Here is a 12,870-nt window from a genome sequence, read left to right as displayed (position 1 = left end):
CGTGTGGTCGAAGCGGACTTCGCCAGACCTGCTCAGGCATCCGGGTCGGACGCCGACTTCTTCGTCGCCGACTTCTTCGTCGTCGACTTCTTGGCCGCGGCGGTCTTCGCGGTGGTCTTCTTGGTCGTGGTCTTGGCGGCGGCCGTCTTGGTGGCGGCGGTCTTCTTGGCGGCCGTCTTCTTCGCCGGCGCCTTCTTGGCGGTCTTCTTCGCCGGCCCCTTGGCCCGCTTCTCCGCCAGCAGCTCGTAGCCGCGCTCGGCCGTGATCGTCTCCGGGTCGTCGTCCCGCCGGAGCGTCGCGTTGGTCTCGCCGTCCGTGACGTACGGGCCGAACCTGCCGTCCTTGACGACCACCGGACGCCCCGTCACCGGGTCCTCGCCCAGCTCCTTGAGCGGCGGCTTGGCCGCCGCCCGGCCACGCTGCTTGGGCTGGGCGTAGAGCGCCAGCGCCTCCTCGAGTGTGACCGTGAAGAGCTGCTCCTCGGTGGCCAGCGACCGGGAGTCCGTCCCCTTCTTCAGGTAGGGGCCGTACCGCCCGTTCTGCGCGGTGATCTCGGCGCCGGACTCGGGGTCGAGGCCGACCACCCGCGGCAGCGACAGCAGCCGCAGCGCGTCGTCCAGCGTCACGGTGTCGAGCGCCATCGACTTCAGCAGCGAGGCGGTGCGCGGTTTCACCGCGTTCTTGCCGGTCTTCGGGGTGTCCTCGGGCAGCACCTCGGTGACGTAGGGGCCGTAGCGCCCGTCCCTGGCCACGATCGGGTGACCCGAGGTGGGGTCGGTGCCCAGCTCGAAGTCGCCGCTCGGCCTGGCGAGCAGTTCCTTGGCGAGGTCCACGGTCAGCTCGTCGGGCGGCAGGTCCTCGGGGACGTCGGACCGCTTGCCAGGCTCGCCCGGCTCGGCGCCCGACTCTGGCGGCGCCTCGACGTAGGGGCCGTATCGGCCGACGCGCAGCACGATGCCCTCGCCCACCGGGAAGGACGAGATCTCCCGGGCGTCGATCGCGCCCAGGTCGGTGACCAGCTCCTTGAGGCCGCCGAGGTGGTCGCCGTCGCCGTTGCCCGCGTCGGCGGCGAGCCCGGCGGCGCCGGCCTGGCCGTTCTCGCCGAAGTAGAAGCGGCGCAGCCACGGCACGGCCTCGGCGTCGCCGGTGGCGATGCGGTCGAGGTCGTCCTCCATCTTGGCCGTGAAGTCGTAGTCGACCAGGCGACCGAAGTGTCGTTCCAGCAGGTTGACGACGGCGAAGGAGAGGAAGGAGGGGACCAGCGCGGTGCCCTTCTTGAACACGTAGTGCCGGTCGAGGATGGTGCCGATGATCGAGGCGTAGGTGGAGGGCCGGCCGATCTCGCGGTCCTCGAGCTCCTTGACGAGGGTGGCCTCGGTGTAGCGGGCGGGCGGCTTGGTGGCGTGGCCGTCCGGGGTGATGGCGCGGGCGGCGAGCGGGTCGCCCTCGGCGACCTGCGGCAGCCGGCGCTCGCGGTCGTCGACGTCGGCGCCCGGGTCGTCCACGCTCTCGACGTACGCCTTGAGGAAGCCGTGGAAGGTGATCACCTTGCCGGTCGCGCTGAACTCGCAGTCCCGCCCGTCCGCGCTGGTGCCGCCGACGCGCACGACGACCGAGTGGCCGACGGCGTCCTTCATCTGCGAGGCGACGGTGCGCTTCCAGATCAGCTCGTAGAGCCGGTACTGCTCGCCGCTGAGGCCCGTCTCGGCCGGGGTGCGGAACCGGTCGCCCGAGGGGCGGATCGCCTCGTGCGCCTCCTGGGCGTTCTTGACCTTGCTGGAGTAGACGCGCGGCCGGTCCGGCAGGTAGTCGGCGCCGTAGAGCTGGGTGACCTGGGCGCGGGCGGCTCTGACGGCGGTGTCGGACAGCGTGGTGGAGTCCGTCCGCATGTAGGTGATGAAGCCGTTCTCGTAGAGGCGCTGGGCGACCTGCATGGTCGCCTTGGCGCCCATGCCGAGCTTGCGCGACGCCTCCTGCTGGAGCGTGGTGGTGCGGAACGGCGCGTAGGGCGAGCGGCGGTAGGGCTTGGACTCGACGGAGCGCACGGCGAACGTGGTGTCCGCCAGCGCGCGCGCCAGGGCGCGCGCGGTCTCCTCGCTCAACGCCTCGACCTGCCCGGGGTTCCGCAGCTGGCCGTCGGACCCGAAGTCGCGGCCCTGGGCCACCCGGCGGCCGTCGACGGCGGCGAGCCGCGCGTCGAACGCGTCGCCGCCCGGCACGGTGGCGAAGGTGCCGGTCAGGTCCCAGTACTCGGCGGAGCGGAACGCGATCCGCTCGCGCTCCCGCTCGACCACCAGGCGGGTGGCGACGGACTGCACGCGGCCGGCGGAGAGCCGCGGCATGACCTTCTTCCACAGCACCGGCGAGACCTCGTAGCCGTAGAGGCGGTCGAGGATACGGCGGGTCTCCTGGGCCTCGACGAGCAGCTGGTTGAGCTCGCGCGGGTTGTTCACGGCCTGCCTGATGGCGTCCCTGGTGATCTCGTGGAAGACCATGCGGCGCACCGGGACCTTGGGCTTGAGCACCTCCTTGAGGTGCCAGGCGATGGCCTCGCCCTCGCGGTCCTCGTCCGTGGCGAGGTAGAGCTCGTCGGAGTCGGCCAGCAGCTCCTTGAGCTTCCTGACCTGGTCACGCTTGTCGCTGTTGACGACGTACAGCGGCTCGAAGTCCTCGTCGACGTTCACCCCGAGACGGGCCCAGGGCTCGCTCTTGTACTTGGCGGGCACCTCGGCGGCGCCGCTCGGCAGGTCGCGGATGTGCCCGACGCTCGCCTCGACCACATAGCCGGGGCCGAGGTATCCCTTGATCGTCTTCGCCTTCGCGGGCGACTCGACGATCACAAGTCGGCGTCCGCCGTTCGCGGTCTCGCTGGTCGGGGACAACTCTCGCTCTTCTCTCCTGCCCGGGGAACGTACTGACGGTGCGGAGTGTGACGGTACATCCCCGCTTCGTGTCAAACGGGAAAACCCCGCAACGCATCTCGAACGGTAACCCGAGATCAGCCATTCCCGCCGCCCGGAGGCACCGACCGGGTCGCGCGCGAACGGTCACGAGGGCCGCGATCCGTCACTGATCGTGGCCGACAGCGGGTGGTCCGCCACCTGGCTACGGCCGCTCGGGGACGAGAAATCCCTGCTCAACGAGGGGACGCAGCCAGTCGGCCGCCCCGGCACGCAGCGTGACCGGGTCTTCGCCGAGCAGATGGGCGATGGCGTCCACGATCGCGCCCGCGACGAGTGTTCCGTCACAGCCGCCGGCGAATCCCGCGCCGACGGTGTCCATGGCGCGGGCGCGGAGCATACCGTGCCGCTGCCGCAGCACCACGTGCTCCGGGTCCTCGGCGCCCGGGCTGCCGAGCTGTTCCTGGACGATGCCGTCGGCGAGCAGGTAGCGGTGCCGGAGCAGGGCGGCGTCGTCATTGGCGCGAAGGAACTCCTGCCGCTCGAAGTGCGCGCGCACGCTCGTGCCCAGCGGCTGTTCGACGCTGTGTGGCCAGTCCTCGACGGTGATGGTGGGGTCGGTGGTGCCGGTGTGGCGCAGGGTGATCCAGCCGAAGCCGACGGCCTCGGTGCGGCGGGCCGCGAACTCGTCGAGCCAGGCGTCGTAGGCCGCGGCGTAGCCGGCCGGGTCGCCGCGGTGCGCGCCGGCGTCGCGCAGCCACAGCTCGGCGTACTCGGTGACGTCCTGCCGCTCGCGCTGCACGATCCAGGCGTCGCAGCCGGGCGGCACCCAGGCGGCGACCCGTTCCCGCCAGTCCTCGCCCGAGACGTGCTGCCAGTTGGCGAGCAGCTGGCACCAGCCGCCCTCGGTGAGGTGCGCGGCGGACTGCTTGACGAGGCGTCGGCAGAGTTCGTCGCCGCCGAGCCCGCCCTCGCGGTAGGTGAGCGCGGTGCCGTCGCCGGCGGTCGGCGGGGCGATGACGAAGGGCGGGTTGGAGACGATGAGATCGAAGGGGGCGAACCCCGGCTCGTCGTCCACGGGTTCGAAGAGCGAGCCCTGGCGGAGCGCGGCGGCCGGCGCGCCGGAGAGGGCGAGGGTCGCGGCGGTCATCCGCAGGGCGCGCGGATTGACGTCGGTCGCGGTGACGTGGCCGGCGTGCTGGGCAGCGTGCAGGGCCTGGACGCCGCTGCCGGTGCCGAGGTCGAGGGCGCGGCCGACGGGCTCGCGGACGGTCAGCTGGGCGAGGGTGGCGGAGGCGCCGCCGACGCCGAGGACGACGTCGGGGCGGCGGCCGGCCGCGCCAGCGGCGCCGCCCACGGCGCAGCCGAGGTCGGAGACGATCCACCAGTGCTGGCCCTCGGGACCGGCGTAGGGGCGCGCGTCGACCGTCGCGCGCAGCTCGTCGCCGTCGAGCGCCAGCCAGCCTTCGCCGAGCGCCGCGTCCAGGGCCGCCCCGGGGAGCGCGGCGGCGGCGCGGGCGCGCGGGACGGCGTCCTGGAGCAGGAAGAGCCGGACGAGGGTGGCCTGCGGTCCTTCGTCCCCGCGGAGGGCGCGCCGCGCGGGGACGGTCTCGCCGCGGGCGAGGGCGGCGTGGGCGGGCGCGCCGAGGAGTTCGGCGAGGCCGTCGGCGGTGAAGGAGGCCGCGAGCAGTGCCTCCCGCAGGCGGGCGGTGCCCGGCCCTGGGGTGGGGAGTCCGGTGTTGGTCACGGGACCCATTGTGCGGATGTGGCGCGGACCGGCCGCCGGGGGCCGGTCCGCGCGGGGGGTCGGTCGGGCCGCGGGTCAGCCGCCGGCGCCGTCGAGTTCGGTGCCGGGCTGCTCGTCGCTGCCGTCCTCCGAGCTCTGGTTCTCGGCGTCCTCGGCCGAGTCGGCGTTCTCCTCGCCGGAGTCGGCGTTCTCGTCCTGTCCCTCGCCGCCCTCGCCGCCGTCCCCGTCGGTGGACTCGTCCGAGCCGCCGCTCGGGACCTCGGCGGGGCGCTGGCAGCCCTCCTGGCGGGCCATGGCCTGGCCGAGTTCGCCGGACTGGAGCTCGTTGAGCGCCTCGTCGCCGCTCTGGCCCAGCTCCTGGAGCTGGCCGGCGACACCTTGGAGGCCCTCGGCGAACGCGGCCTGGTCGGAGGTGTCGAGGCCGTCGACGGTCTCCTGGAGGGCGGCGTACGACTGGGAGATGGCGCGGAGTTCGGACACCGCGTCCTCGCGCAGCTGGGCGCCCTCCTCCACCGGCGGGTCGCCCGCGGCGTCGACGGCGTCGGCGAGCGAGGCGTAGGCCTCCGAGATGTCCTGGAACGCCGCGGAGTCCGCCGCCTGGACGTCGGCCGGGGCGCGGTCGCCCGCGCTGGCGTCCGTGATGGCCGCGTTGGCCGCCTGGATCTGGGACACCTGGGGCTGGACCTCGTCGCAGACGTTCTTGGCCCACTCGTCGGTCTGCGCACCGCTGTCGTCACCGCAGGCGGACAGCGTGACCATCAGGGCCGCACTGCTCGTCAGTGCCAGCGCGAGCTTCTTCATCACCGTTCCTCGTCCCTTCGTGCCACGGGGGCGCTGGGCGCGAACTTACACGCAGGGCTTCCCTCGTCCGAGTGACGGCCGGTGCGGTTTTCCGGGATTGTAGCCATTTGCACTACCGGCCGGAGCTGCCGGCGAGCGCCGGGCCGCGCTTGAACACCTGTGTGTCATGCCACTTCACGAACCGCTCGGCCGGAGCCTCGTCGGCCCGCCGCGGCACGGTCAGCGGCTCGCCGTCCAGGTCGGCCACCGCCAACCCGGCCGGTCCGCGCGCCACATAGAGGGCGGAGACCCGGATCCGCCGCTGCGCCGTGAGGCCGAGCACCCCGAGGTCGAAGAGCGTGTGATGAAGCGAACAGAGCGCGAGCGCGTTCGACAGTTCGTCGGGCCCGTCCTGGCTGTGCCAGCGGATGTGCGCCGCCTCGAGCCCGACCGGGTTGCGGCCGAGCGCCCCGTCGAAGCCGCACATCGCGCAGGCGTACGCGTAGGCGCGCAGCACCGACTCGGCGAAGTCGGGGTGCCGTTGCCGGCCCGGACGGCTGCGGTGCGGCCCGGCGGGGTCCGCGACCAGCCGCAGCGCCGCCTCCTCCAGGGTGGTCAGGTCGAGGTCGGCGGCGGCGAGGATCGCGGGTTCGAGGGCCGGGGTGAAGTGCTGGTCGAGGAGCAGCCTGACGACCGTGGCGGGCATGCCGGGCTCGGCCAGCAGCGTCTCCACCTCGGGGCGGAGCCGGCCGTGCGCGCCGCGCCGGCGCAGCAGGCCGCCGCGCTCCGGGACGTCGGGGGCGAGTGGCGCGCCCGTGGCGTCGCGCGGGTCCCAGAGCTCGCGCTCCAGGTGCACGAACGGCATCGCGGCGCGCTGCCTGGCCCGCGAGGGGTCGGCGACCACCGAGCCGAAGTCGTTGATCATCCGGCTCACCGGCTCCTCGGCCTCCGCGTAGGAGACGGCGGTGTCGCCGCGGTCGACGAAACGCCCCACCAGCCACAGCAGGAACAGTGGCTTGTGGGGCGCTCGGCGGCCGGCCACCTGGGCCCGGCGGAGCGAGGCGAGCAGCGTCAGCAGGGCGTCCTGGGTCACGGTGTCAGCCTGGCACAGCCGGCCAAGAGGCCGGCTGCGCAGGGGACTTCGGGTTCGGTCGGGGGTCGGCGGGGTGCGGTCAGGTGGTGCGCTCCGTGGTGCGGCCGGCGGGCGGGACAGCGGCCGTTCCCTCGCCGTCCACGCCGTCCACGCCGTCGTCGCTGTCGTCGACGGCGATGCCGCGGCGGCGCGAGACGTGCACGGCGACGACGATGACGAGCAGCGCCGCCAGGGCCAGCACCGCGCGGACCGGCGCGTTGGCGTCCTCGCCGTAGGAGAGCGTGATCACCGCGGGCGCGATCAGCAGCGCCACCAGGTTCATCACCTTGAGCAGCGGGTTGATGGCCGGGCCCGCGGTGTCCTTGAACGGGTCGCCGACCGTGTCGCCGATGACGGTGGCCGCGTGGGCCTCGCTGCCCTTGCCGCCGTGGTGGCCGTCCTCGACCAGCTTCTTGGCGTTGTCCCAGGCGCCGCCCGAGTTGGCGAGCAGCACGGCCATCAGGATGCCGGCGCCGATGGCCCCGGCCAGGAACGAGCCGAGGGCGCCGACGCCGAGCCCGAAGCCGACCGTGATCGGGGCCATCACGGCGAGCAGCCCCGGGGTGGTCAGCTCGCGCAGCGAGTCGCGGGTGCAGATGTCGACGACCTTGCCGTACTCCGGCTTCTCCGAGAAGTCCATGATCCCCGGGTGTTCGCGGAACTGGCGGCGCACCTCGTAGACCACGGAGCCGGCGGAGCGGGAGACCGCGTTGACCGCGAGGCCGGCGAAGAGGAAGACCACGGCGGCGCCGATGATCAGCCCGACCAGGTTGTTGGGCTGCGATATGTCGAGGCTGAGGCCGGTCTCGCCGAGCAGCTCGCCGGCCGAGACGTCGACGTCGGCGATGGCCTCGGCGATCGCGTCCCGGTAGGAGCCGAAGAGCGCGGCCGCCGCGAGGACGGCGGTGGCGATGGCGATCCCCTTGGTGACGGCCTTGGTGGTGTTGCCGACCGCGTCGAGCTCGGTGAGCACCCTGGCGCCGTCGCCGGAGACGTCGCCCGACATCTCGGCGATGCCCTGCGCGTTGTCGGCGACCGGTCCGAAGGTGTCCATGGCGACGATGACGCCGACGGTGGTCAGCAGGCCGGTGCCGGCGAGGGCGACCGCGAAGAGCGCGAGCATGATGGTGCTGCCGGCCAGCACGAACGCGGCGTAGACGCTGAGCGCGACCAGCAGCGCGGTGTAGACGGCGGACTCGAGGCCGAGGGAGAAGCCGGAGAGCACGACGGTCGCCGGGCCGGTGCGCGAGGTCTTGCCGATGTCCCGTACGGGGCGGCGGCTCGGCTCGGTGAAGTAGCCGGTGAGCTGCTGGATCAGCACGGCGAGCACGATGCCGATGGCGACGGCGGCCAGCGCGAAGAGCCGGGGGTCGGCGTCGTGCGCGGCGATGGTGGCGTCGTTGACGCCGTCGAGGTCGGCGAAGCTGTCCGGGAGGTACGCGAACGCGGCGATGGCCACCAGCACCAGGGAGATGCCGGCGGAGGCGAAGAAGCCGCGGTTGATGGCCGTCATGCCGTTGCGGTCGCCGCTTCTGGGGGCGACCAGGAAGATGCCGGCCATGGCGGTCAGCACGCCGATGCCGGGCACCAGCAGCGGGAAGGTGAGGCCGGCGTCGCCGAAGGCGACGGTGCCGAGGATCAGCGCGGCGACGAGGGTGACGGCGTAGGACTCGAAGAGGTCGGCGGCCATCCCGGCGCAGTCGCCCACGTTGTCGCCGACGTTGTCCGCGATGGTCGCGGCGTTGCGCGGGTCGTCCTCGGGGATGCCCTGCTCCACCTTGCCCACCAGGTCGGCGCCCACGTCGGCGGCCTTGGTGAAGATGCCGCCGCCGACCCGCATGAACATCGCGATCAGCGCGGCGCCGAGACCGAAGCCCTCGAGGACCCGGGGCGCGTCGGCCGTGTAGACCAGCACCACGCAGGAGGCGCCGAGCAGGCCGAGACCGACGGTGCACATGCCGACGACGCCGCCGGTGCGGAAGGCGATGCGCATCGCCACCTCCCGGCCCGACTCACGCGCCGCTGCGGCCACCCTGACATTGCTCCGCACCGCCAGCCACATACCGAGATATCCGGTGGCCGCCGAGAATGTCGCGCCGACCACGAAGAACACGGAACGGCCGAGGCGCTGACCCCAGTCGTCGGCCGGCAACGCGAGCAGCAGAAGGACCACCGGAACGGCGAAGAACGCGAGGGTCCTTAACTGGCGTGCGAGATAGGCGTTGGCGCCCTCCTGGACGGCGGCGGCTATCCGCCGCATGTTGTCGGTGCCCTCGCCGGCGGCGAGCACCTGTCGCACCAGTACGAACGCGACGCCCAGGGCCGCAAGCGCGACCACCGCGACCACCACGACGAGGCCCCGGTTGCCGCCCGTGAGCTCGGCGGCCTCGGCTGCCTGCGTGAGATAGGGGTGTGCCATTCGTCCTCCTTGACGCTCAGGCGCTGATCCGAAAACAGACAGACGAGGCCGGAGTGTAGAGAGACGTTCGACATCAAGACAGGGGCCGGGAAGGGGAATTCCCGTGAATGCGCGGGCCCGGCGGCGAAATGATCACCACCGGGCCACGGGATTCGAAGATCGATATCGAAGATCAAAGAGCAGACCGACCGGAAGATCAACCGGAAGATCGAATTCGTGAATTCCCTGCTCAGCCGGGGCCCGGCGGCGGAACCGGGCTCGGGAAGCGGAGGTCGATCACGGAACGACAGCGGTGGCGGTGGGCCAGCTCATCCGGATCTTGCCGCCGTGCGCGTCGGCGATGACCTCGACGTCGTCGACCAGGCCGCTGATCACGGCGAGGCCGAGCTCGTCCGTGTCCTCAGCGGCCTCGGAGGCCGACTGGTCCCGCGTGGTGGGGACCGTGCTCGGGGCGTCGTCGCCGACCTCGATGGAGAACGACTTCTCCCCCTCGGTCAGCGCCACCCGCACGGGGCTGGTCAGCCCGTGCAGGGCGTGCAGGCCCACCGCGCGGCTGCACGCCTCGCCGACGGCGAGACGCAGCTCGTCGAGCACGGACTCGTCCACCCCGGCGCGACGGGCGACCGCCGCGGCCACCAGCCGGGCGGTGCGCACATGCTCCGGGGACGCGCTGAAGCGAAGTTCCACGGTGGCCATTGCATCCCCCTCGATCGTGCGGGCACACGCCGCCCCGGCCGCGACACGGAGGACGCCGGACGCGTCGCGTCGGCACCACCGAGGCCCGGGGCGGTCACCTGATCATTCTTACGCGGTCGGCGCGCGGCCGCGGCGGGGCCGGCGCGCTGACGGCGCCTCAGTCGGTGGCCGCGATGGCCTCGTCCACGGACTCGTGGATGGGGAACACCTTGGTCAGGCCGGTGATCCGGAAGATCTTGAGGATGCGCTCCTGGTTGCACACCAGACGCAACGAACCTTCCTGGGCCCGAACCCGCTTCAGGCCACCGACCAGCACGCCGAGACCGGTCGAGTCGAGGAAGTCGACGCGCTCCATGTCCACCACCAGGTGGTGGTTGCCGTCGTTGACGAGCTCAACCAGTTGTTCGCGCAACTTTGGCGCGGTGTATACGTCAATCTCGCCGCCTACCTCAACGACCGTACGGTCGCCAACGGTCCGGGTCGACAGGGACAGGTCCACGGACTCCTCCAGCACCTTGCTAACGAGCGGCGCCCCCCATGGATCGGCAGCCGCCAGGGCATTCAACCACTTACCGCCTGCCCAGCACGACGTCTTACAGCCATTGTCCGTCAGACCAGTGACAGACTCGGGGGTGATGTCCCCGATGCACCGACCGCCAGACGAGGGCGAGAACGACGGCCGCCGGCCGTCGCCGCGGGCTGTCCTCGACCGCCTGGGCGGCCGCCGGGACCGGGCCGAACGGATCACCCACACGGAGCACGTGCCCGCCAGGCCGGGAAGCCATGCCGACTGGCCGGACGAGATACGGGCCGAGGTGGTGGCGGCCGTGGCGGCGGCCGGCATCGAGCGGCCCTGGGCGCACCAGGCCCGCACCGCGCGGCACGCGCTGCGCGGCGAGTCGGTGGTGGTCGCGACCGGCACCGCCTCGGGCAAGTCGCTCTCCTACCAGGTGCCGGTGCTCGACGCGCTGCTCGGCGCGGCCGCCGGCCCCGGCCCCGGGCGCCGGGAGGCGACCGCCCTCTATCTCGCGCCGACCAAGGCCCTGGCCGCCGACCAGCTGCGGGCGATACGCCGGCTGGCGGCACCGCTCGGCACGGCGGTGCGGCCCGCCGTCTACGACGGGGACACCCCGCACGAGGAGCGCGCCTGGGCCAGGGAGCACGCCAACGTGCTGCTGACCAACCCGGACATGCTGCACCGGGGGCTACTGCCGGGGCACCGCCGCTGGTCCTCCTTCCTGCGCGCGCTGCGCTATGTGGTGATCGACGAGTGCCACGTCTACCGGGGGGTCTTCGGCTCGCACGTGGCCCAGGTGCTGCGCCGGCTGCGGCGGGTGTGCGCCCACTACGGCGCCGAGCCGGTGTTCCTGCTGGCCTCGGCCACCACCGCCGAGCCGGCCGTGGCCGCCGGCCGGCTGACCGGACTCCCGGTGGTCGAGGTGACCGAGGACGCCTCGCCGCGCGGCGAGCTGGTGTTCGCCCTCTGGGAGCCGCCGCTGACCGAGGCGCGCGGCGAGCGCGGCGCGCCGGTGCGCCGCACGGCCACCGCGGAGACGGCCGAGCTGCTGACCGATCTGGCGCTCCAGGAGGTCCGCACCGTCGCCTTCGTGCGCTCCAGGCGCGGCGCCGAGCTGATCTCGCTGATCGCCCAGGAGCGGCTCGCCGAGGTGGACCGGGCGCTGGCCGGCCGGGTGGCGGCCTATCGCGGCGGCTATCTCCCTGAGGAGCGCCGGGACCTGGAGCGGGCCCTGCACGGCGGCGAGCTGCTCGGCCTGGCGGCCACCACCGCGCTGGAGCTCGGCGTCGACGTGGCCGGCCTGGACGCGGTGCTGCTGGCCGGCTATCCGGGTACCAGGGCGTCGCTGTGGCAGCAGGCGGGCCGGGCCGGCCGGCAGCGGCAGGGCGCGCTGGCCGTGCTGGTGGCCCGCGACGACCCGCTGGACACCTATCTGGTGCACCACCCGGACGCGCTGTTCCGGCAGCCGGTGGAGAGCACCGTGCTCGACCCGGGCAACCCGTATGTGCTGGCCCCGCACCTGTGCGCGGCGGCCGCCGAACTCCCGCTGACCGAGCCGGACTTCGCCGGCGATTCGGCGCTGTTCGGCGCAGCGGCCGGCGAGTTGCTGCCCAAGCTCGCCGACCGCTCGCTGCTGCGCAGGCGCGGCTCGTCCTGGTACTGGACACGCCGGGAGCGGCCGGCCGACCTGGTGGACATCCGCGGCTCGGGTGGCGACCCGGTGCGGGTGGTGGAGGCGGAGACCGGCCGGCTGCTCGGCACCGTGGACGCGGCGGCCGCGCACGGCACCGTGCACGACGGGGCCGTGCACCTGCACCAGGGGCGGAGCTATGTGGTGCGGGAGCTGAACCTGGCCGACTCGGTGGCGCTGGTGGAGGCGGCCGACCCGCCCTGGACCACCTCGGCCCGGGAGGTGACCGAACTCACGGTGCTGGAGACCGACACGGAGGCGCCCTGGGGGGACGCGCGGCTCTGCTTCGGCTCCGTCGAGGTCACCCACCAGGTGGTCTCCTACCTGCGGCGCCGGCTGATCAGCGGCGAGGTGCTCGGCGAGACCAGGCTCGACCTGCCGCCCAGGACGCTCCGCACCCGCGCGGTGTGGTGGACCATGACCGAGGACCAGCTGGACGCGGCCCGGATCACCCCGGAGATCCTGGCCGGCTCGCTGCACGCGGCCGAGCACGCGGCGATCGGGATGCTGCCGTTGTTCGCCACCTGCGACCGTTGGGACATCGGCGGCGTCTCCACCGCGCTGCACCCGGACACCCTGCTGCCCACGGTCTTCGTGCACGACGGCCACCCGGGCGGCGCCGGCTTCGCGGAGCGCGCCTTCCACACCGCCGGGCGGTGGCTGGCCGCGACCAGGGACGCGATCGCCGCCTGCGAGTGCCGGAGCGGATGCCCGTCCTGCATCCAGTCGCCCAAGTGCGGCAACGGCAACGAGCCGCTGCACAAGCGGGGCGCCATCCGGGTGTTGACCGAGCTGCTGCGCGGGGCCGAGGCGCCGGCCGAGGCCCGCTAGCCCGCCGAGGCCCGTCGGCCGGGCGGCGGCCCGCCGTGTGGCCGGCACCGCCCCGACGGCCTCGGAGCCCGGTGGCCCGGCCCGGGCGCGGGCCCGCACCGTGTACGGGCCCGCGGCGGCCTCGGCGGTGAGTTCGGCGACCTCGCCGGCGAGCTGAC

Annotated in this window: 8 protein-coding genes; 1 reads left to right on the top strand and 7 read right to left on the bottom strand. The window is 73.3% G+C overall.

The window, feature by feature from the left end; translation table 11 throughout:
* Nucleotides 1–32: 32 nt before the first annotated feature.
* The 7 genes from topA to ACYVPE_RS11580 form a co-directional block, all read right to left on the bottom strand.
* Complete coding sequence (gene topA / locus ACYVPE_RS11610; RefSeq protein WP_461033416.1) at nt 33–2,882, bottom strand: type I DNA topoisomerase; 2,850 nt, start codon at nt 2,880–2,882, stop codon at nt 33–35.
* Between the two features lie 223 nt (nt 2,883–3,105).
* The gene (locus tag ACYVPE_RS11605; protein ID WP_461033415.1) at nt 3,106–4,656 is read right to left on the bottom strand and encodes a DUF7059 domain-containing protein; all 1,551 of its coding nucleotides are present in this window, start codon (nt 4,654–4,656) and stop codon (nt 3,106–3,108) included.
* 66 nt (nt 4,657–4,722) lie between these two features.
* A complete protein-coding gene (locus tag ACYVPE_RS11600) occupies nt 4,723–5,448 on the bottom strand; it encodes a small secreted protein (RefSeq protein ID WP_461033414.1) in 726 nt (241 codons plus the stop codon).
* Between the two features lie 112 nt (nt 5,449–5,560).
* Nucleotides 5,561–6,520, bottom strand: a complete 960-nt coding sequence (locus tag ACYVPE_RS11595) for a phosphorothioated DNA-binding restriction endonuclease (RefSeq protein WP_461033413.1) — start codon at nt 6,518–6,520, stop codon at nt 5,561–5,563.
* A gap of 79 nt (nt 6,521–6,599) precedes the next feature.
* Nucleotides 6,600–8,978 carry a sodium-translocating pyrophosphatase gene (locus ACYVPE_RS11590; protein ID WP_461033412.1) on the bottom strand — a complete coding sequence of 793 codons (2,379 nt, stop codon included), beginning with the start codon at nt 8,976–8,978 and terminating at the stop codon, nt 6,600–6,602.
* A gap of 276 nt (nt 8,979–9,254) precedes the next feature.
* The gene (locus ACYVPE_RS11585; protein WP_461033411.1) at nt 9,255–9,674 is read right to left on the bottom strand and encodes an ATP-binding protein; all 420 of its coding nucleotides are present in this window, start codon (nt 9,672–9,674) and stop codon (nt 9,255–9,257) included.
* A gap of 157 nt (nt 9,675–9,831) precedes the next feature.
* A complete protein-coding gene (locus tag ACYVPE_RS11580) occupies nt 9,832–10,173 on the bottom strand; it encodes an STAS domain-containing protein (RefSeq protein WP_052847650.1) in 342 nt (113 codons plus the stop codon).
* 145 nt (nt 10,174–10,318) lie between these two features.
* Between ACYVPE_RS11580 and ACYVPE_RS11575 the strand changes: the two genes are divergently transcribed.
* Nucleotides 10,319–12,712 (top strand): DEAD/DEAH box helicase, encoded by a 2,394-nt coding sequence (locus tag ACYVPE_RS11575; protein WP_461033410.1) that lies wholly within the window; start codon nt 10,319–10,321, stop codon nt 12,710–12,712.
* The last annotated feature ends 158 nt before the right edge of the window (nt 12,713–12,870 follow it).

The sequence above is a fragment of the Streptomyces mayteni genome (assembly GCF_054783955.1).
Note: the sequence above shows the minus strand (reverse complement) of the source record. Positions and strands in the feature narration are given on the sequence as shown.

Bases quoted from the DNA above. Each gene is read 5' to 3' on its own strand.
- ACYVPE_RS11605 (WP_461033415.1), bottom strand. From the start codon at position 4,656: ATGGGTCCCGTGACCAACACCGGACTCCCCACCCCAGGGCCGGGCACC.
- ACYVPE_RS11600 (WP_461033414.1), bottom strand. From the start codon at position 5,448: ATGAAGAAGCTCGCGCTGGCACTGACGAGCAGTGCGGCCCTGATGGTC.
- ACYVPE_RS11590 (WP_461033412.1), bottom strand. From the start codon at position 8,978: ATGGCACACCCCTATCTCACGCAGGCAGCCGAGGCCGCCGAGCTCACG.
- ACYVPE_RS11585 (WP_461033411.1), bottom strand. From the start codon at position 9,674: ATGGCCACCGTGGAACTTCGCTTCAGCGCGTCCCCGGAGCATGTGCGC.
- ACYVPE_RS11575 (WP_461033410.1), top strand. From the start codon at position 10,319: ATGCACCGACCGCCAGACGAGGGCGAGAACGACGGCCGCCGGCCGTCG.